This window comes from Streptomyces oceani (genome assembly GCF_001751245.1).
GTDB lineage: Bacteria > Actinomycetota > Actinomycetes > Streptomycetales > Streptomycetaceae > Streptomyces > Streptomyces oceani.
On sequence record NZ_LJGU01000158.1, the window covers coordinates 1 to 17,742 of the forward strand.

A 17,742-nucleotide genomic window follows, 5' to 3' on the forward strand; every position below is an offset into this window, starting at 1 on the left:
GGCACGGCGGGCGCTGCGGCCGGCCGGTGCGGCGGAGGAGTCGCCTCGGCGCCCGGGGACGCAACAGCCGGGCCGGCGAGGAGTTCCGCGAGCAGCTCCCGGGCGCGCGGGTGCGTACTGGCGGCGAGGGTACGGAGCAGCTCCGCGGAGTGGCACTCCCGGCACGCGTACAACAACGCCTGCGCCGCCCCCGCCACCGTGGGCGGCGGGCCGGCGCCGCGGCGGGAGGCGAGTAGCCGCTCGTCGTCGAACCAGGTGCACAGCAGGGGTGCGACGACCTCCGGCTCAGCGCTCAGCAGCCCGGCGACCGTGTCCAGATGCCGGTCGCCGCTGGGGTGCTCGTCGTACGCCGGGTCGGTGGGCAGCAACAGGCGCACCAGGCGTACCAGGTCCGCCGTACGCAGCGGCAGTCCTCGCCAGAACCAGGGGCCGAAGAGGGCGGAGCCTCCCTCGCTACGGACCCGGGCCGCCAGGGCCTCCAGCACGCTGAGGTACGGGCGCGCGTCCGGCACCCGCGACAGTGTCTCGCCGAGCAGGTGCGCCGCCCACCAGGACGGGTCTGAACCGCCGACCGGCGGCACCGCCCGCAGCGCCGGCAACAGGGAACACAGCCGACGGCTCAGCAGCTCCGGCCCCTCGGTTCGCCCGCAGCGCAGCAACGCCTGGAGCACCGGTCCGATCCGGTGCCGAGGCACCCGGTCGGCTGCGGCGCGAGGGCTACCGGCCCGATGGACCAAGGCGTCCAGGGCACCGCCCAGCTCGACGTGGCGACCCTGCAACCAGTCGGCGAACTCCTCGTCGACGAAGTGGTACGCCTCCGCAGTGGGAGTCAGTACGCCCTCCGCGAGGACGGCCGAGGCCCAGCCGCCGTCCGCCGGGAAGAGTTCCTCGAACGCCGCGCGGGACAGCGCGCCGTTCGGGGACGTGAGCGAGCGCCGGGCCGCGGCGTGCAACTGTCCGCTGACCCGGGCCGCCAAGCGGCGGACCCCGGAGGGAGCGGGTCTCGAGAAACCGGCGGCGGTCAGCCGTAGGGCGACACGCAGGGACACCAGGGCGAGATAGCCGGCGAGGATCTCGTCGGCGCTCGGAGGGCCCGGTGTGAGGCCGCCCGTATCGCGATGCCGGACGCCTGGCGGGCCCGGCTCCGCCGAGGTGCCGGCCCGGTGCCCGGTGGTGGCCGACTGTCGCGGCACGCTGGTTGGTCGGACGCCGTCCGGGTGCTGGGCGGCGGCCCGCAACTCCGCGGCCATGCGCAGGAGCAACGGGTGTCGGGCGTCGGCTGGGGCGATGGCGTCCGCGGACAGAGCGCCACGCCCCCGGAGCCGCGCGGCCTGCCCGGGCGTCAGGTCCCGGACCCGTAGGCAGGGCGGGAGTACGGCGCCGGTGCGGCGGTGTGGGGCCGTGCGCGTTGCGGGAGCGGCGCGCGGAGCCAGGACCGTGGGCCGTACGGGAACCGGTGACTGCTTCCGCCTCGGCCGGCCAGCTTCCGGACGCGAGTCGGCTCTGTCGGTGCGCCCGGGGACGTGGAGGGTGTCCGGGGGGAAGAGCAGGCCCCACTGCTCCCAGAACTCCGGCCGGCAGGCGACCGCCAGGCGAGCCCCGGAAGCCCGGAGCCAACTCGAACTGCCCGCGGTCCAATTGCGCAGTCCGGCCAGCAAGCCGGCCGGCATCTCCTCCGGAGCGTCCAGCAGGACGAGCAGCGGCCGACCGGCGTCCCGGGCCAACCGAGCCACCACATCGGGGTTGGCCTGCGGCGCGGAGCCGTGGTGCGCGGGGGCGGGTGGGACCTCGCCGGCCGTTCCCACCACGGGCTCGCTGTGCGTCGTACGTCCGCGTCGGTCGGCCCCGCCCGGGGCGTCGGGGCCTTCATCCGGGGGCGCGACGATCCGCCCGGCGGCGCGGAGCACGCGTGCCACGGCTTCGCGGACGCTGGGGTCCCCGGTACGCAGGTCGGCGCCGCGCAACCAGACGTTCGGCGCCGAGACGACGCCCCGGGCACGACGCGCGGCCCAGGCGGCAAGCTCCGTCGTACGGCCCGACCCGGGGTCCCCGACCAGCGCGACCACCGAGGCGGCACCGTCATCGAAAGCCCGCAACTCCTCGGCGATCTCCGGGCGCAACACCGGCTCGCCGACAGTCCGTGCCGGCGGCCCGATGGAGGTCCCGGTCAGCCGCAAGGCGCCGGCGAGGTTCAGGTCGACGCCGAAACCGGGCACCGTCGCGTCGTGGTGGCGCAGCAGGCGGTCCAGCGGCCCGGCGGGCTCCAGGCCGCCGAGGGCGCGAGGGCGCACCGCGAACGCGGCCGTGCGCCCGCCGCTGGCGGCGTGCATCGCGGTGCAGAGCACCGCGAGGACGGCCCCGGTCGACGCGTCCAGCACCGGCGAACCCGACGCCCGCCTGCTGAGCCGGAGTTGAGAGGCCAGCGGACGCGACATCGCGAGTGTGAGGACGTCGTCCAGGGTGTGGAAACGGTCCGTCGCGGCGTAGGTGACCGAGGCGGTGCCGGCGACGCGCGCCTCCAGGGTCCGCTCCCCGCAGAGGCGCACGCGGGTGCCCGGCAGACGTGCCCGTCCGGTGGCCAGGACGAACGGCTCAAGGCACAGACCGGTCGTACGCAACAGGGCGAGGTTCCACTCGGGCAGGGTGGTGATCTGCCCGTCCTCGGTCAGGACATCGCCCACTCCGGGCACCCGCAGCAGGGTGCGGTCCAGGCCGTCGACGGTTTCGTGGCTGGTGAGCAGGGTGCCGTCGAAGTCCACCGGGAAACCGGTGCCGCGAGGTCGGCCAGCCGGGTCGCAGATGTCCACCAACGAAGGTCCAGTCGCGGCCACACCCATGGGCCGGCTCCCTCCCGCCACCTTGCCACTCCCGCACCGTGTCGCCTCATGCACCGTCCGTACAACACTAGGCGAAGTGATCGGCGGTGACCGCCACTTCAGCGGAGTGCGCCCCCCAGTGCGCCGATACGTCACTCCGTGCGCCCGCTCGTACGAGTGATATCGCGGATACGGATGGTGAGACAGACCTACGGGGGAGATGGAGCGGAGCCGCGTGGTGGACGGGGAGGGCGGAGGCGTGTGACCCGGCCCCGCTCCGCCCGCCACGCGGGCCGGTCCGGGAAGACATCAGCCGCGTGGCGATGCGCTCGGGACTCGGAGCCAGCCGTGCCGGGGCCTCCCCCCGGTCCCGACTCGACCCCCTCAGCCGAAGACGGCGAGGCTCTTGGCCCTTCCGGCGCGCTCCTCGACCAGTGCCACGAAACCGCCCTCCGGACCGAAGGCGGCCACCGGGCCGCCGCTGTCCGCCTGTTGCGGCATGGTGAGCTGCACGCCGTTGGCGAGTTGCCGAGCCTGGCGCGCGTCCAGGTCCCAGCGAGGGAACGCCGCCGCCGCGGCCTCGGCGAGTGGCAGTGGCGTGATGCCCCCGGCCTCGTCCCGCTCCCCTTGAAGCTGCTCCAGTGTGCGTGCCTCTTCCAGACCATACGGACCGACCCGGGTGCGTCGAAGGGCCGTGAGGTGTCCCCCCACCCCCAGCCCGCCGCCCAGGTCACGGGCCAGCGCCCGGATGTAGGTACCGGACGAGCACACCACGGACACCAGGACGTCCAGCACCGGCGTACCGTCCTCCGCCCGCTCCTCGTGCACGGCGTGCACCTGGAAGGAGGAGACCGTCACCGGCCGAGCCGGGATCTCGAACTCCTCGCCCTCCCGTGCGCGCTTGTACGAGCGCTGTCCGTTGATCTTGATCGCGCTCACCCGGGACGGCACCTGCATCAGCTCCCCGGTCAGTGCGGCGGCACCCGCGTCGACCGCTTCCCGGCTCACCGTGGAGGCGTCCACGGACGCGGTGATCTCCCCCTCGGCGTCATCCGTCACGCTGTTCTGCCCCAGCCGAACAGTGCCGACGTACTCCTTCTCCGTGAGCGCCAGATAACCCAGCAACTTCGTCGCCCGCTCCACCCCGAGCACCAGCACCCCGGTGGCCATCGGATCCAGCGTCCCCGCGTGCCCGACGCGTCGCGTACGGGCGATACCGCGCAGTTTGGCCACCACATCGTGTGAGGTGAACCCGGCGGGCTTGTCGACGATGACCAGCCCGCCCGGTCCCTCTGTAGCGTTGCGCTTCACTCAGCCCTGTCCTTCGCCCAGGTCGCTCGTGCCGCGCGGCTGTCGCCCGGAGCCGTCGCCCTGCTCCCGGGAGACGGCCTCGCCCGGACCGGCCCCGCCAACACCGGCATCGTCAGTACCGGGCTCGTCAGTACCGGGCTCGTCCGCCCCGTCCTCCTGGGCCGGTCGCCGGTACGGGTCGGCCTCACCGGCGTACGTCGCGCCGGAGGAGGCTTTGCGCACCTCCTCGTCGGAAGCCCTGGCGCGCGCCAGCAGGTCGTCGATCTGCTTGGCGTTGTCCGGGACCGCGTCGGCCACGAAGGACAGCGTCGGCGTGAACTTGACCCCCGCCGCCGCACCCACCGCGGAACGCAGCACCCCCTTGGCGCTCTCCAGCCCCTCGGCCGCCTGCTTCCGCTCCTCCTCGTCGCCGTACACCGTGTAGAAGACGGTCGCTTCCCGCAGGTCTCCGGTGATCCGGGTGTCTGTGATCGTCACGTGTGAGCCCAGCCGAGGGTCCTTTACGCCCCGTTGCAGCTTCTCCGCGACCACCTCACGGATGAGGTCAGCCAACCTCTTCGCCCGCGCATTGTCGGCCACTGGTCCGTCTCCTGTCCTGGTCTTTCCACCCCGGGCGGTGTCACCCGGCCCTATTCGTCCTCGTCACCCCGCAACCGCCGACGTACCGCAAGCAGTTCCACCTCCGGCCGGGCCGCCACGAGACGTTCGCATCGGTCGAGTACGTCCGTCACCTGCGCCGGGTCCCCAGAAACCACGGCGAGACCCACCTCGGATCTGCGGTAGAGCTGCTGGTCGCCGACCTCCGCCACGCTCACGGCGTGCTTACGCTGCAGCTCAGCGATGATCGGCCGGATGACGGAGCGCTTCTGCTTGAGCGAATGGACGTCGCCCAGCAGCAGGTCAAACGAGAGAGTCCCCACATACACCCGATGATCGTACGCGCAACGCCGGGGCCGATCGACGGAGTTTCTCGCTCCGTCGATCGGCCCACGGTCACCGTTGACCTGCGTACGAGTCAGTCGGGTGTAGGCCGGCTACGAACCGCCGGCCGTCCCTCAGCTGCGGGGCTTCTCCCGCATCTCGTACGTCGCGATGGTGTCGTCGATCTTGATGTCGTTGTAGCTGCCGAGGTTGATACCGCCCTCGAAGCCCTCCCGAATCTCGGTGACATCGTCCTTGAAGCGCCGCAGACCCTCGATGTTGAGGTTCTCCGCGACGACCTTCCCGTCGCGCAGCAGCCGCGCCTTGGTGTTCCGCCTGACCTCGCCGGAACGGATGAGGACACCCGCGATGTTGCCGAGCTTGGACGAGCGGAAGATCTCCCGGATCTCCGCCGTGCCCAGCTCGATCTCCTCGTACTCCGGCTTCAGCATGCCCTTCAGGGCCGCCTCGATCTCCTCGATCACCTTGTAGATCACCGAGTAGTAGCGGACGTCCACGCCCTCGCGGTCCGCCATCTGCGTGGCGCGACCCTCCGCACGGACGTTGAACCCGATGACGATGGCGTCCGAGCCGGTCGCCAGGTCGATGTCCGTCTCGGTGACGGCGCCGACACCACGGTGCAGAATCCGCAGGTCGACCTCCTCGCCAACGTCCAGCTGCATCAGCGAGGACTCCAGGGCCTCCACCGAACCGGACGCGTCGCCCTTGATGATGAGGTTGAGCTGCTGGACCTGACCGGCCTTGAGCACCTTGTCCAGGTCCTCCAGGGAGACCCGGCGAGTCCGCTTGGCGAAGGCGGCGTTCCGCTCACGCGCGGCACGCTTCTCCGCGATCTGGCGGGCAGTCCGGTCCTCGTCCACGACCAGGAAGTTGTCACCCGCGCCCGGCACGTTGGTCAGACCCAGCACCAACACCGGGGTGGCGGGCCCGGCTTCCTTGATCTGCTCGCCCTTGTCGTCCAGCATCGCGCGCACTCGGCCGTAGGCGTCGCCGACGACCATCGTGTCCCCGACTCGCAGCGTGCCGCGCTGAACCAGCACGGTCGCCACCGCACCGCGGCCACGGTCGAGATGCGCCTCGATCGCGAGGCCCTGCGCGTCCTGCTCGGGGTTGGCACGCAGGTCGAGAGCCGCGTCCGCGGTCAGCACGACGGCCTCCAGCAGGCTGTCGATGTTCTCGCCCTGCTTGGCGGAGATGTCGACGAACATGGTGTCGCCGCCGTACTCCTCAGCCACCAGGCCGTACTCGGTGAGCTGGCCCCGCACCTTGGTCGGGTCCGCGCCCTCCACGTCGATCTTGTTCACCGCGACGACGATCGGAACCTCAGCGGCCTTGGCGTGGTTCAGCGCCTCCACCGTCTGCGGCATGACGCCGTCGTTGGCCGCCACCACCAGGATGGCGATGTCCGTGGACTTGGCACCACGGGCACGCATGGCGGTGAACGCCTCGTGACCGGGGGTGTCGATGAACGTGAGCTTGCGCTCCTGGTCGTTCACCTCGGTCGCCGCCTGGTAGGCACCGATGTGCTGGGTGATGCCGCCGGCCTCACCCTCGATGACGTTCGTCTTGCGGATGGCGTCCAGCAGGCGGGTCTTGCCGTGGTCGACGTGACCCATGACGGTCACGACCGGCGGACGCGGCAGCATCGCCTGATCGTCGCCCTCGTCCTCCCCGAACTCGATGTCGAAGGACTCGAGCAGCTCCCGGTCCTCCTCCTCCGGGCTGACGATCTGGACGACGTAGTTCATCTCCTCGCCGAGCAGGAGCAGCGTCTCGTCTGGTACGGACTGGGTCGCCGTGACCATCTCGCCGAGGTTGAGCATCACCTGCACGAGCGAGGCCGGGTTCGCGTTGATCTTCTCCGCGAAGTCCGTCAGCGAGGCACCACGCGACAGCCGGACGGTCTCGCCCTTGCCGCGTGGCAGCATCACACCGCCGACCGACGGCGCCTGCATCTGCTCGTACTCCTGGCGCCGCTGCCGCTTCGACTTGCGTCCGCGACGTGCTGGTCCCCCGGGACGACCGAAGGCTCCCTGGGTGCCACCGCGGCCCCCGGGCCCGCCGGGACGGCCGGCGAATCCTGGACGGCCGCCGCCACCGCCACCGGGACGGCCGGCGAATCCTGGACGGCCACCGCCACCGCCACCGCCCGGGGCACCGCCGGGACGACCGCCGAAGCCGCCGCCACCCGGACGACCGCCACCGGGACGACCACCGCCGCCGCCACCCGGACCACCACGGCCCGGGCCGGGACGCGGACCGGCAGCCGGGCGCTGCGGCATCATGCCCGGGTTCGGACGGTTACCACCGCCGGGCCGGGGGCCACCCTGACCGCCCTGGCCCTGACCGCCCTGCGGGCGCGGCATGTTGCCCGGGGTCGCGCGGCCACCACCAGGGGCCTGCGGGCGGGGACCACCCTGGCCGCCCTGACCCTGGCCCTGGCCCTGGCCCTGACTCGGGCCGGGCTTCGGAGCACCCGGCTTGGGCGCCTGCGGGCGCGCCATGCCGGTCGAGCCGCCTGACGTGAAGGGGTTGTTACCGGGGCGCGGCCCGCTCGGCCGGCCACCGCCCGGCTTCGGGGACTGCTGACCGCTCGGGCCCGGCTTGGGCGCGTTCTGCCCCGGCTTCGGAGCACCCGGCTTCGGGGCACCCGGCTTGGGCGCGTTCTGGCCCGGCTTAGGGGCGCCCGGCTTGGGCGCGTTCTGGCCCGGCTTCGGCGTCGCGGGCGGTGCCGTGAACTCCGGATTGCTCGGGGCCGCGGGCTGAGCCGGGCCTGGCTTCGGCGCCTGGCCGGGCTTGGGTGCCGGACCGGGCTTCGAGCTCGCGCTGTCCGGCGCGGGCGACTCGGCCAACGGCTCGGCAGCCGAGGTCGGCTCCGGCGCGGCCGGCTTGGGGGCTGGACCCGGCTTGGGAGCCGGACCCGGCTTGGGGGCGCTCTGCCCCGGCTTCGGCACGCTCTGCCCGGGCTTCGGAACCTCGGGCCTGGCGCCACCGTCGGGCTTCGGAGCGCCCGGTGCGGGCGCGGACTTCTTCGGCGCGGCGGGCTTCGCGGCGGACTTCTTGGCACCACCGGCCCCGCCACTGGCGTCGAACGCGTCGGTCAGCTTGCGTACTACGGGCGCCTCGATCGTCGAGGACGCCGAGCGGACGAATTCACCAAGCTCTTGGAGCTTGGCCATGACGACCTTGCTCTCCACTCCGAGCTCCTTGGCGAGCTCGTATACCCGGACCTTAGCCACTTCGCTCCTTTATACGGTCCGGGGTGGGTGTCCGCCGGACCTTCGCTACTGATGCATGGGCGTACTCATCGCGTACTCATCGAGTGCTCATCGCAATCTCGACCTACTTTCGACTCGCGAGGTACCTCATCCCGCGTGCTGTCCACGAGGGCTCTCTTACGGTGTTACCTGCGGTGTGGTCTGCAGCTTCGCGGTGTCGAGCGGACCGCGGGACCGAAAGGACCGCTGGAACGCCCGGCGCCGAACCGCCAGATCGACACAGGCTCGTACAGGATGCACATAAGCACCCCGGCCCGGCAGCGTACCGCGAAGATCGGGAACGCATCGCCCCTCGACCAACACCACACGCAACAGGTCACGCTTGACCGATTGTTCCCGACAGCCCACACAAGTGCGCAGAGGGCATGCTCGACCACGCGTCCGGCCGGACCGTTCCAATTCTACCTCCCCATCACACCCGTTCTCGCACGGGTGTGGGCTCGCTCACCGGGACCGCGTCACCCTCGGCGAGCGTCTCGCTCCACGGCCGGGTGTCAGCTCGTGCTCTCCTCCGGGCTGCCGACCACGCCCTGTCCCGAATCCGCTCCCGCGGGCGCCGTGTCCGGTCGGATGTCGATGCGCCAGCCGGTCAGCCGCGCCGCCAACCGGGCGTTCTGGCCTTCCTTCCCGATGGCCAGGGACAGCTGGTAGTCGGGGACCGTGACCCGGGCGGAACGCGCCGCCAGATCGACGATGTCCACCTTGCTGACCCGGGCCGGTGACAGTGCGTTGGCCACCAGTTCGGCCGGGTCCTCGGACCAGTCGACGATGTCGATCTTCTCGCCGTACAGCTCCGCCATCACGTTGCGCACCCGGCCACCCATCGGCCCGATGCAGGCGCCCTTGGCGTTCAGCCCCGAGCGGGTGGACCGTACGGCGATCTTCGTACGGTGTCCCGCCTCCCGCGCGATCGCCGCGACCTCCACCGAGCCGTCGGTGATCTCCGGGACCTCCAGCTCGAAAAGCTGCTTGACGAGGTTCGGATGCGTACGCGACAGCGTCACCGACGGCCCGCGCACGCCCTTGGCGACCCGCACCACGTACGTACGCAGCCGGGTGCCGTGCGCGTAGTCCTCGCCGGGCACCTGCTCCTGTGGGGGCAGGATCGCCTCCAGCTTGCCGATGTCCACCAGCACGCTCTTCGGGTCCTTGCCCTGCTGCACGACGCCGGTCACGACGTCGCCCTCCCGACCGGCGTACTCCCCGAAGGTCACCTCCTCCTCGGCGTCCCGCAGCCGCTGCAGGATGACCTGCTTCGCCGTGGTGGCGGCGATCCGCCCGAAACCGGTCGGGGTGTCGTCGAACTCGCGCGGCTCCGCGCCTTCCTCCAGCTCGTCCGGGCTCTCCCTGGCCCACACCGTCACGTGACCGCTCTGCTGGTCCAGCTTGACCCGGGCGTCCCGGTGGCTTCCCTCGGTGCGGTGATACGCGATCAGCAGTGCTGATTCGATCGCCTCCACGAGCAGGTCGAAGGACACCTCCTTCTCCCGCACCAGTCCCCGCAGGGCACTCATATCGATGTCCACGGCTACGCCTCCTCCTGCCCGTCGTCCTCGTCGGCCGCGGACGTGTCGTCTGCCTTGCGCTCAGCGGCCTTGCGATTGAACTCGACCTCGACACGTGCCGCGCTGATCTCGTCGAAGGCCAGTCTCCGACTGGTGGGCTTGCGCCCCTTCACTCCGGGGACCTCGAGATCCACGCCCTCGTCGTCGACGGCGCCGACGCGTGCGACCAGTTCCCCACCCTCGGCCAGCCGCAGCTTCACCAGCCGCCCGGTCGCGCGGCGGTAGTGCCGCGGCTCCGTCAACGGCCGTTCCGCGCCCGGTGACGTCACCTCGAGGACGTACGACTCGGAACCCATCGCGTCGGAGTCGTCCAGAGCCTCGGACATCAGACGGCTCAGTTCGGCACAGGTGTCGAGCTGCACACCGTCGTCCGAGTCGACCACCACGCGAAGAATCCGCCGCTTGCCCGCGGGCGTCACCGTGACCTCCTCCAGGTCCAGTTCGCGCGCGCTGACGAGGGGCTCCAGCAGTCCGCGAAGCCGCTCGTTCTGGGTGGTGCTCATCCGGGTGACTCCTCGGCCGCTTCTGCTGTTGTCGGGGACTTCTCGTGTCGGGGTCAAAGCCTATCGTCTGCGGTGACCCGCGCCGACCGGGTTCCGACCGACCCGGCTGACGGGCTTCGACGGCCCTGCGTACGGCGGGGGTTCCCGAAGAGACCCGAAGCAGGCGCGCCAGGGATCACGGCCGTACTCACGGCACGGACCACGGCAGTTGCGCCGCTGGAGTGCGTCACGCGCGTGCCGAACCCCTCCCACGGGGCCGAACCGGTAATCACACAGGTACTCTCACCTGGCGTGATCCCGTTGCCGGCCACGGTCCGACAGCGCGTGACCGCACCGTGCCAGCCCTCGACCCCGTGGCCACGCGGGGACGCACGTCCCTCAGGGAGCGCAGCATGCCGCCCAGGTCGTCCCGCGACGCAGCACAGCCGGGCAGAAGAGTCCTCCTGGCCGGTGTGGCGGGGTCCGTCGGCGTCCTCGGGCTGGGCAGCGGCTGCTCCGCGGACGGGTCCTCCGAGGAAGGGAACTCCGGGACAGCACGACGGCTGCGCCAACGGGCCGCGGCGGACAGCCGAGCACTACTGCTGACGTACGACCGCACCACCGAGGCGCACCCGGACCTGTCCGAGCCGCTCGCCCCGCTTCGCGCGGCCGTCGCGCGACACAGCACCGCGCTCGCCGACGAACGTGGCCCGAGCCCGGACGCCTCGGCTTCGCCAACCCCTGACCGTATCCCCGAGAAGCGGGGCGACGCGCTCGACGCCCTCGCCGACGCGGAACGCCGCACGGCCGACTCCCGTTCGCGCGACCTCCTGGAGGCACCGCCCGAACTCGCCAGGCTGCTCGCCTCGGTGGCCGCCGCCGGTGCCGCGCACAGCTACCTGCTCACGGAGCAAGACGTATGACCAGCGCCGAACCGGCCACAGCCGAGACCACCTCCCGGGCCAGTATCCGGACCGCCGCCGACCGCGGCTCCGAACTCGACGCCGCACAGGCCGCGTTGGCCGCCGAGCACGCCGCGATCTACGGGTACGGCGTCGTCGGCGGGCGAATCTCGGACGAGCGCCGGCAGGAGGCCCGCGGTGCCTACGACGCCCACCGCGCCCGCCGGGACGCCCTCCAGCGCGCCATACGAGACCTGGGCGGCGAGCCCGAGCCGGCCGCCGCCGCGTACGCCCTGCCGTTCGACGTGCCGGACGGTGCGGCCGCGGTCCGGCTCGCCGCCGAGTTGGAGGACCGGGTGGGAGCGGTGTACGCCGACCTGGTACGCGCGAGCACGGGAGCGCGCCGCCGGGACGCCGCCGGGGCACTCCGGGAGGCGGCCGTACGGGCGGTGCGCTGGCGCGGCAGTGGGCCGGCCTTTCCCGGTCTGTCCGAGAAGCGCGCCTGACCCGGCGGGACGGTGACCGGCGTGCCCCACCCGCGTAACCCTGCCGGATGTCGCTCCCGTAGCGTCGACTCGGCCCGTCCTCTCCTTGGAAAGGCTCCCCGGCATGCCCTCCGTACTCCCCCTCGATCCTCCGCGGCGACTCGTACGTGCCCTGGGCAGTCGCCCGGACAGCTCGCTGACCAGCGGCTGGCTGACGGGGCTACCGGCGCTCCTGGAGCGCGTGCTGGAGCACTGGGAGTTGGCTCCCGAGCGAGTGGTGTCGCCGGGTGGGCGGGGCAGTCTGGTGGTGCTCGTACGCCGCCCGGACGGCTCCCCGGCGGTGCTGAAGCTGGCGGCGCCACCCGCCTCCGCGGCGGTTGCGGAGGCGGCGGCGTTGGCGCACTGGAACGGCTGGGGCGCGGTGCGCCTGCTGCGCACGTTGCCCGCCGAGGGCGCCCTGCTGCTCGAACAGTTGCACGGCGAGGTGTCGCTGCGTTCGCTCCCGGACGCGAAAGCCATGCTGGAGGCGGCCTCCGCGGCCCGCCGGCTGTGGGTGACGCCGCCGGCCGAGCACCCCTTCCGTACCGTCGCCGAGCACACCTCGGTGGAAACGGACACCCTGCGCGCGCACGCCCCCGCCGAGGCGCACGCGCTGGTTGACGAGGCGCTGGAGCTGCGCGAGACGCTCGTGGGCGACGCGGCCGAAGCCCTCCTCCTGCATGGCGACTTCCGGCAGGGAGCGGTGCTGGCCGCGGACTCGGAGCGCGCCCCGTGGCTTGCGGTGGGTCCCGAGCCGCTGGTGGGCGAGCGAGCGTACGACCTGGCCAGGCTGGTCCGGGACCGGCTGCACGACCTGATGGCCTCCGCGGGCGCGCCGGCGGCCACCAGACGTCGTATCAACAAGCTGGCGGAGGCCCTGGACGTCGATCCGGACCGGTTGCGTGGCTGGACGCTGTACCGCGCGGCGGCTTCCGGGACCCGGCACCTGGCGAGTGGGAACCGGGAGGACGGCGAGGCCCTGTTGGAGTTCGCGAGCTGGCTCTGAACGGCGTCTGAACAGCGACGCAGCGAGCCGGGCGGACCGCGCTCCCAGCACGCCGTCGTCCGGGCCGGCCGCCCCCGGTCAGGCTGTCTTCCCGGTCAGCCCCGGTACACCGCGGCGATCGCCTCGGTGACCGGAAGCTCCGTACGCTCGCCGGTGCGGCGGTCCTTCACCTCGACCAGTCCGTCCTTCGCTCCACGCCCCACGATCAGGATCGTGGGCACGCCGATCAGCTCCGCGTCGGTGAACTTCACCCCCGGCGAGACGCCCGGCCGGTCATCGACCAACACCCGCGCCCCGGCCTCGCCGAGCCGCTCCGCGACCTCCAGCGCCAGTTCCGTCTGCGCCGCCTTGCCCGCCGCGACGACATGCACGTCGGCTGGGGCGACCGCGCGCGGCCAGCACAGTCCCTGCGCGTCGGCGGACTGTTCGGCCAGCGCCGCCACCACCCGGGACACGCCGATGCCGTACGAGCCCATGGTGACTCGGACCGGCTTGCCGTCCTGTCCCAGCACGTCGAACTCGAAGGTGTCGGCGTACTTCCGACCGAGCTGGAAGATATGGCCGATCTCGATGGCCCGGTCAAGCTCGATGCCGGTGCCGCACTCGGGGCACGGGTCACCGGGCTCGACCACGACCACGTCCAGGTAGCGGTCCACCTCGAAGTCCCGCCCGCAGACGACGTGCCGAGCGTGCGTGTCCGGCTTGTTGGCACCGGTGACCCAGGCCGTGCCCGGTGCCACCCGCGGGTCCGCGATATAGCGGAACGCCTTGCCCGCCATGCCGCCCTGCGGGCCGACGTAGCCGCGTACGAGGTCAGGCCGGTCGGCGAAGTCGTCAGCCGTCACCAACTCCACCTCAGCGGGGGCCAGTTGCTCCCCAAGTTTGCCCATGTCGACCTCACGGTCGCCGGGCACCGCGACGGCGACGATCTCGCCGTCCACCTTGACCAGCAGGTTCTTCAGGGTCGCCGAGGCGGGCACGCCCACCTGGGCGGCCAGCGTCTCGATGGTGGGGGTGTCCGGGGTGTCCAGTTCCTCGACCGGCGGGTGGCCGGTGGCCTCGGCCGGCCGCACGGTCGTCGTCACGGCTTCGGTGTTGGCGGCGTAGCCGCAGGAAGGGCAGTTGACGAAGGTGTCCTCGCCGGCCGCGGCCGGGGCCAGGAACTCCTCCGAGGCCGATCCGCCCATGGCCCCCGAGGTCGCGGACACGATCCGGTAGTCCAGCCCGAGACGTTCGAAGATCCGCTGGTACGCGCCCCGGTGCAGGGCGTACGACTCGGCGAGAGCCTCGTCGCTCACGTCGAAGGAGTAGGCGTCCTTCATGGTGAACTCGCGCCCACGCAGCACGCCGGAGCGAGGCCGCGCCTCGTCCCGGTACTTCGTCTGAATCTGGTAGGCGATCACCGGCAGATCCTTGTACGAGGCGCACTGACCCTGCACGACCTGTGTGAAGATCTCCTCGTGGGTGGGCCCCAGGAGGTAGTCGCCGCCCTTGCGGTCCCGGAGCCGGAAGAGCAGGTCGCCGTACTCCTCGTACCGCCCGGACTGCTCGTACGGCTCCCTGGGCAGCAGGGCTGGCAGCAGCACCTCCTGGCCGCCGATGGCGTCCATCTCCTCCCGTACGACGCGGGAGACGTTGTCCAGCACCTGCTTGCCCAGCGGCAGCCAGGTCCAGATGCCGGCAGCGGTACGGCGTACGTAACCAGCCCGCACGAGCAGCTTGTGGCTGGTCGTCTCGGCGTCGGCCGGGTCGTCGCGCAGCGTCTTCAGCATCGACCGGGACAAGCGCTGGACACGGGCTGCCATGGGAACTCCTGCGTGCGGATCGTGGTGAGAACAGGAGGTTATCGGCTGTCCCCCGCTGGTACGAAATGCGCTCCGCCCGCTCAACGCCGCCGCAGCGGCAACAGCGCCCCCATGACCACGTACGGACTGGGCGCGGACGGGAAGCGTACTCCGCAGGCGAGGTCACGGTAGCCGAGCGAGCGGTACAGCGCGCGTGCCGGGCTCTCCCGGTCCAGCGCGGAAAGCAGCGAGCGCGGCTCGGACACCCCCTCGGTCAGCAGGGTGATCAGTCGCCGGCCGATACCGCGGTGCTGGAACGCCGGATGCACGTGCAGTTCGGTGATGACGAAGGCGTCGGTGAGCCAGGCGTCGTTGCCCTCCTGCCTCAGGTAGGGATGCACCACCGTCGACCACCACTGGGTACGGTCGTTGGGCATGCCGTAGCCGAAGCCGACCAGCCGCCCGTCGACCGTCGACGCGCCGTACGCCCGCGCGCCGGGCGTCGCCAGGTGCCGCAGGACGATGTGACGGCGGACGCCCACCTCGTCGTCGGTGAGCCCGAAGGCGACCGCCTGCACCGCGAGCGCCTCGTCCACCGACGCGGCAAGGTCGATCGGTCCGACGAAGACCTCCCGCGGGTCCGGGGGGATCGCCCCGGTGGCATGCAGCATAGCGGCGAGGTTACTAGGCGGAGGCCCTGCTCGGTGCCTCGTTCCCGAGTCCGGCCGGCGGGCTGGCTCGGCGGGGCTCAGCCGAGCCGGACCGTGGGCCGGGCCGCGCGCCGGTGACCGACACGAGTCGCGGGGACGTGCTGTGGGGGCGTGTGCTGAGGGGGGCGTGTGCTGAGGGGGGGCGTGTGCTGAGGGGGGACGTCAGAACAGCACGCTCATGAACGCTCCGGCCGGCTCGAAACCGAGCCGCCGGTAGGCGGCGCGAGCGATGGTGTTGTAGTCGTTGACGTAGAGGCTGACGACCGGCGCGACCTCCCGCAGCGCGTAACTCAGCACCGCAGCCATCCCCGTCTCCGACAGGCCCTCGCCCCTGCGCTCCGGGGACACCCACACTCCCTGGATCTGGCAGGCGTGCGCGGTCGCGGCCCCGATCTCGGCCTTGAACACCACACGCCCCTCCTCCACCCGGGCGAACGAGCGGCCGGAGCCGACGAGTTCGGCCACCCGCGACTGGTAGATCAGGCCACCGTCCCCGACCAGCGGCGAGACGCCCACCTCCTCGGTGAACATCGCCACGCAGGCCGGCAGCACCAGGTCCATCTCGTCCTTGCGTATGCGCCGCACCAGCGGGTCCGGGGCGATGTGCGGCGCCAGCCGCTCGGTGACCAGCAACGGCTGGTGCGGCCGTACGGCCCGGGCGGGCCCCCAGTGCGGCTCAAGTCGCGACCACAGCGCGGCGGTGGGCCCGGCGGGCCCCACGATGGAGGAACAGCGCCGCCCCTGTCGGCGGGCACGCTCGGCGAAGGCCGGTATGGACTCGGGCACCGTGCTCAACGGGACCAGGTTGGCGCCCGCGTAACACAGCGACTCGAGACGCCCGGAGGCGTACCAGCCCCACAGCTCGCCACCCAGCCGCCAGGGATCGAGACCCGAGGCCTGCACACGAGCGGCGACCAGGGCGTTGTTGACCGGTTCTCGGCGCAGCACGGCAAGCGCCGTGTCCAGTTCGTCCGGTCCGACGATCTTGGTGGAGGGGGTCGTCAACACGTACAGGTGGCCTCGCCGTGCCGTCCGGGAGTAGGGATGTTGCGTTGTGCGCTCCTCGACTGTACCGCCGGTGCGCGCGTACGAGTTGGTCAACCCCGGCGGTCGCGCGCGGCGACGGTCCCGCTCAGCGGCGGGTCACGCGCGCCGGCTACTCGCCCGCAGCGGTCACGACGGGCTGACCGGACTCCACGCCGTCCTTCTCCATCTGCTCGGCGATCTTCATCGCCTCGTCGATCAGCGTCTCCACGATCTTCGCTTCCGGCACCGTCTTGATCACCTCGCCCTTGACGAAGATCTGACCCTTGCCGTTTCCGGAGGCCACGCCCAGGTCAGCCTCGCGGGCCTCTCCGGGACCGTTCACCACGCAGCCCATGACGGCGACGCGCAGCGGCACCTCCATGCCGTCCAGCCCGGCGGTGACCTCGTCGGCCAGCTTGTACACGTCGACCTGGGCACGGCCGCAGGACGGGCAGGAGACGATCTCCAGCCGCCGCTCACGCAGCCCGAGCGACTCAAGGATCTGGATGCCGACCTTGCACTCCTCGGCCGGCGGCGCGGACAACGAGACCCGGATGGTGTCCCCGATGCCCTCGGACAGCAGCGCCCCGAAAGCCACGGAGGACTTGATGGTGCCCTGGAACGCCGGTCCTGCCTCGGTGACGCCGAGGTGCAGCGGGTAGTCGCAGCGGGCGGCCAGCTGGCGATAGGCGTTGACCATCACCACCGGATCGTTGTGCTTGACGGAGATCTTGATGTCCTGGAAACCGTGCTCCTCGAAGAGCGAGCACTCCCACAGCGCGGACTCCGCGAGCGCCTCCGGGGTCGCCTTGCCGTACTTCTGCAGCAGTCGCTTGTCCAGGGAGCCGGCGTTCACCCCGATCCGGATGGGGGTGCCGGCCGCGGAGGCCGCGTCGGCGATCTCCTTGACCTTGTCGTCGAACTGCCGGATGTTGCCCGGATTGACCCGTACGGCAGCGCACCCCGCGTCGATGGCCGCGAAGACGTAACGCGGCTGGAAGTGGATGTCGGCGATCACCGGGATCTGGGACTTGGCGGCGATGGTGGGCAGCGCGTCGGCGTCGTCCTGGGTCGGGCACGCCACCCGCACGATCTGGCAACCGGAGGCGGTCAGCTCCGCGATCTGCTGGAGCGTGGCACCGATGTCGGAGGTCTGCGTGGTGGTCATGGACTGTACGGACACCGGCGCGTCACCACCGACCGCCACCCGGCCAACCTGAATCCTCCGGCTGACGCGGCGGTCCGCGAGCTTGATCGGTACGTCCGGCATTCCCAGCGAAATCGCGGTCATCGTGCGTGCAACCCCAAGTGGTGGATCGAGGGTCCCGAAAGCGACGGGATTCGCGCCCGAGATTACGGCACCGGACACGTGCGAAGCACATCGCCGCCGCCATGT

Annotated in this window: 15 protein-coding genes; 3 read left to right on the forward strand and 12 right to left on the reverse strand. The window is 71.7% G+C overall.

The features are described 5' to 3' along the window. From AN216_RS24690 to rimP, 8 genes are all read right to left on the reverse strand, one after another. Positions 1 to 2,837, reverse strand: a 2,837-nt coding sequence (locus AN216_RS24690) for a trypsin-like peptidase domain-containing protein (protein WP_070198945.1), incomplete at its 3' end; no start/stop codon positions are given. A 363-nt stretch (positions 2,838 to 3,200) separates the two neighbouring features. After that, complete coding sequence (gene truB, locus AN216_RS24695) at positions 3,201 to 4,127, reverse strand: tRNA pseudouridine(55) synthase TruB (RefSeq protein WP_070198946.1); 927 nt, start codon at positions 4,125 to 4,127, stop codon at positions 3,201 to 3,203. Further along, on the reverse strand, positions 4,128 to 4,706 hold the full coding sequence (gene rbfA / locus AN216_RS24700) for a 30S ribosome-binding factor RbfA (RefSeq protein ID WP_079166969.1): 579 nt from the start codon (positions 4,704 to 4,706) through the stop codon (positions 4,128 to 4,130). A gap of 50 nt (positions 4,707 to 4,756) precedes the next feature. Further along, entirely contained in the window at positions 4,757 to 5,053 is a 297-nt protein-coding gene (locus AN216_RS24705) for a DUF503 domain-containing protein (protein WP_070198947.1), read from the reverse strand. Between the two features lie 129 nt (positions 5,054 to 5,182). Next, positions 5,183 to 8,308, reverse strand: a complete 3,126-nt coding sequence (gene infB / locus AN216_RS27820; RefSeq protein ID WP_079166970.1) for a translation initiation factor IF-2 — start codon at positions 8,306 to 8,308, stop codon at positions 5,183 to 5,185. Between the two features lie 156 nt (positions 8,309 to 8,464). After that, positions 8,465 to 8,746 carry a YlxR family protein gene (locus tag AN216_RS27825; RefSeq protein ID WP_079166971.1) on the reverse strand — a complete coding sequence of 94 codons (282 nt, stop codon included), beginning with the start codon at positions 8,744 to 8,746 and terminating at the stop codon, positions 8,465 to 8,467. A 95-nt stretch (positions 8,747 to 8,841) separates the two neighbouring features. Next, entirely contained in the window at positions 8,842 to 9,873 is a 1,032-nt protein-coding gene (nusA, locus tag AN216_RS24720; RefSeq protein ID WP_070198950.1) for a transcription termination factor NusA, read from the reverse strand. Between the two features lie 2 nt (positions 9,874 to 9,875). After that, entirely contained in the window at positions 9,876 to 10,415 is a 540-nt protein-coding gene (gene rimP / locus AN216_RS24725) for a ribosome maturation factor RimP (protein ID WP_070198951.1), read from the reverse strand. 392 nt (positions 10,416 to 10,807) lie between these two features. Between rimP and AN216_RS24730 the strand changes: the two genes are divergently transcribed. The 3 genes from AN216_RS24730 to AN216_RS24740 all read left to right on the forward strand — a co-directional run bounded on the left by AN216_RS24730 (position 10,808) and on the right by AN216_RS24740 (position 12,826). Further along, positions 10,808 to 11,317 carry a hypothetical protein gene (locus AN216_RS24730; protein ID WP_070198952.1) on the forward strand — a complete coding sequence of 170 codons (510 nt, stop codon included), beginning with the start codon at positions 10,808 to 10,810 and terminating at the stop codon, positions 11,315 to 11,317. Then, positions 11,314 to 11,802 carry a ferritin-like domain-containing protein gene (locus AN216_RS24735; RefSeq protein ID WP_079166972.1) on the forward strand — a complete coding sequence of 163 codons (489 nt, stop codon included), beginning with the start codon at positions 11,314 to 11,316 and terminating at the stop codon, positions 11,800 to 11,802. The genes AN216_RS24730 and AN216_RS24735 overlap by 4 nt, the downstream gene beginning before the upstream one ends. Positions 11,803 to 11,905: 103 nt before the next feature. After that, a complete protein-coding gene (locus AN216_RS24740) occupies positions 11,906 to 12,826 on the forward strand; it encodes an aminoglycoside phosphotransferase family protein (protein WP_070198953.1) in 921 nt (306 codons plus the stop codon). Between the two features lie 95 nt (positions 12,827 to 12,921). Here the strand turns inward: AN216_RS24740 and AN216_RS24745 are convergent, their stop codons facing one another. From AN216_RS24745 to ispG, 4 genes are all read right to left on the reverse strand, one after another. After that, positions 12,922 to 14,631, reverse strand: coding sequence for a proline--tRNA ligase (locus AN216_RS24745; RefSeq protein WP_070198954.1), 1,710 nt, complete (start codon positions 14,629 to 14,631; stop codon positions 12,922 to 12,924). An 80-nt stretch (positions 14,632 to 14,711) separates the two neighbouring features. Next, complete coding sequence (locus AN216_RS24750; RefSeq protein WP_070198955.1) at positions 14,712 to 15,281, reverse strand: GNAT family N-acetyltransferase; 570 nt, start codon at positions 15,279 to 15,281, stop codon at positions 14,712 to 14,714. Positions 15,282 to 15,482: 201 nt separating this feature from the next. Beyond that, positions 15,483 to 16,328 (reverse strand): GNAT family N-acetyltransferase, encoded by an 846-nt coding sequence (locus tag AN216_RS24755; RefSeq protein WP_070199032.1) that lies wholly within the window; start codon positions 16,326 to 16,328, stop codon positions 15,483 to 15,485. A 148-nt stretch (positions 16,329 to 16,476) separates the two neighbouring features. Next, positions 16,477 to 17,637: a flavodoxin-dependent (E)-4-hydroxy-3-methylbut-2-enyl-diphosphate synthase gene (ispG, locus tag AN216_RS24760; protein WP_070198956.1), complete on the reverse strand. Its 1,161-nt coding sequence runs from the start codon at positions 17,635 to 17,637 to the stop codon at positions 16,477 to 16,479. Positions 17,638 to 17,742: the final 105 nt, after the last annotated feature.

Coding starts and splice junctions, on each gene's coding strand:
- rimP (WP_070198951.1), bottom strand. CDS start 10,415: ATGAGCACCACCCAGAACGAGCGGCTTCGCGGACTGCTGGAGCCCCTC.
- AN216_RS24730 (WP_070198952.1), top strand. CDS start 10,808: ATGCCGCCCAGGTCGTCCCGCGACGCAGCACAGCCGGGCAGAAGAGTC.
- AN216_RS24735 (WP_079166972.1), top strand. CDS start 11,314: ATGACCAGCGCCGAACCGGCCACAGCCGAGACCACCTCCCGGGCCAGT.
- AN216_RS24740 (WP_070198953.1), top strand. CDS start 11,906: ATGCCCTCCGTACTCCCCCTCGATCCTCCGCGGCGACTCGTACGTGCC.
- AN216_RS24745 (WP_070198954.1), bottom strand. CDS start 14,631: ATGGCAGCCCGTGTCCAGCGCTTGTCCCGGTCGATGCTGAAGACGCTG.
- AN216_RS24750 (WP_070198955.1), bottom strand. CDS start 15,281: ATGCTGCATGCCACCGGGGCGATCCCCCCGGACCCGCGGGAGGTCTTC.
- ispG (WP_070198956.1), bottom strand. CDS start 17,637: ATGACCGCGATTTCGCTGGGAATGCCGGACGTACCGATCAAGCTCGCG.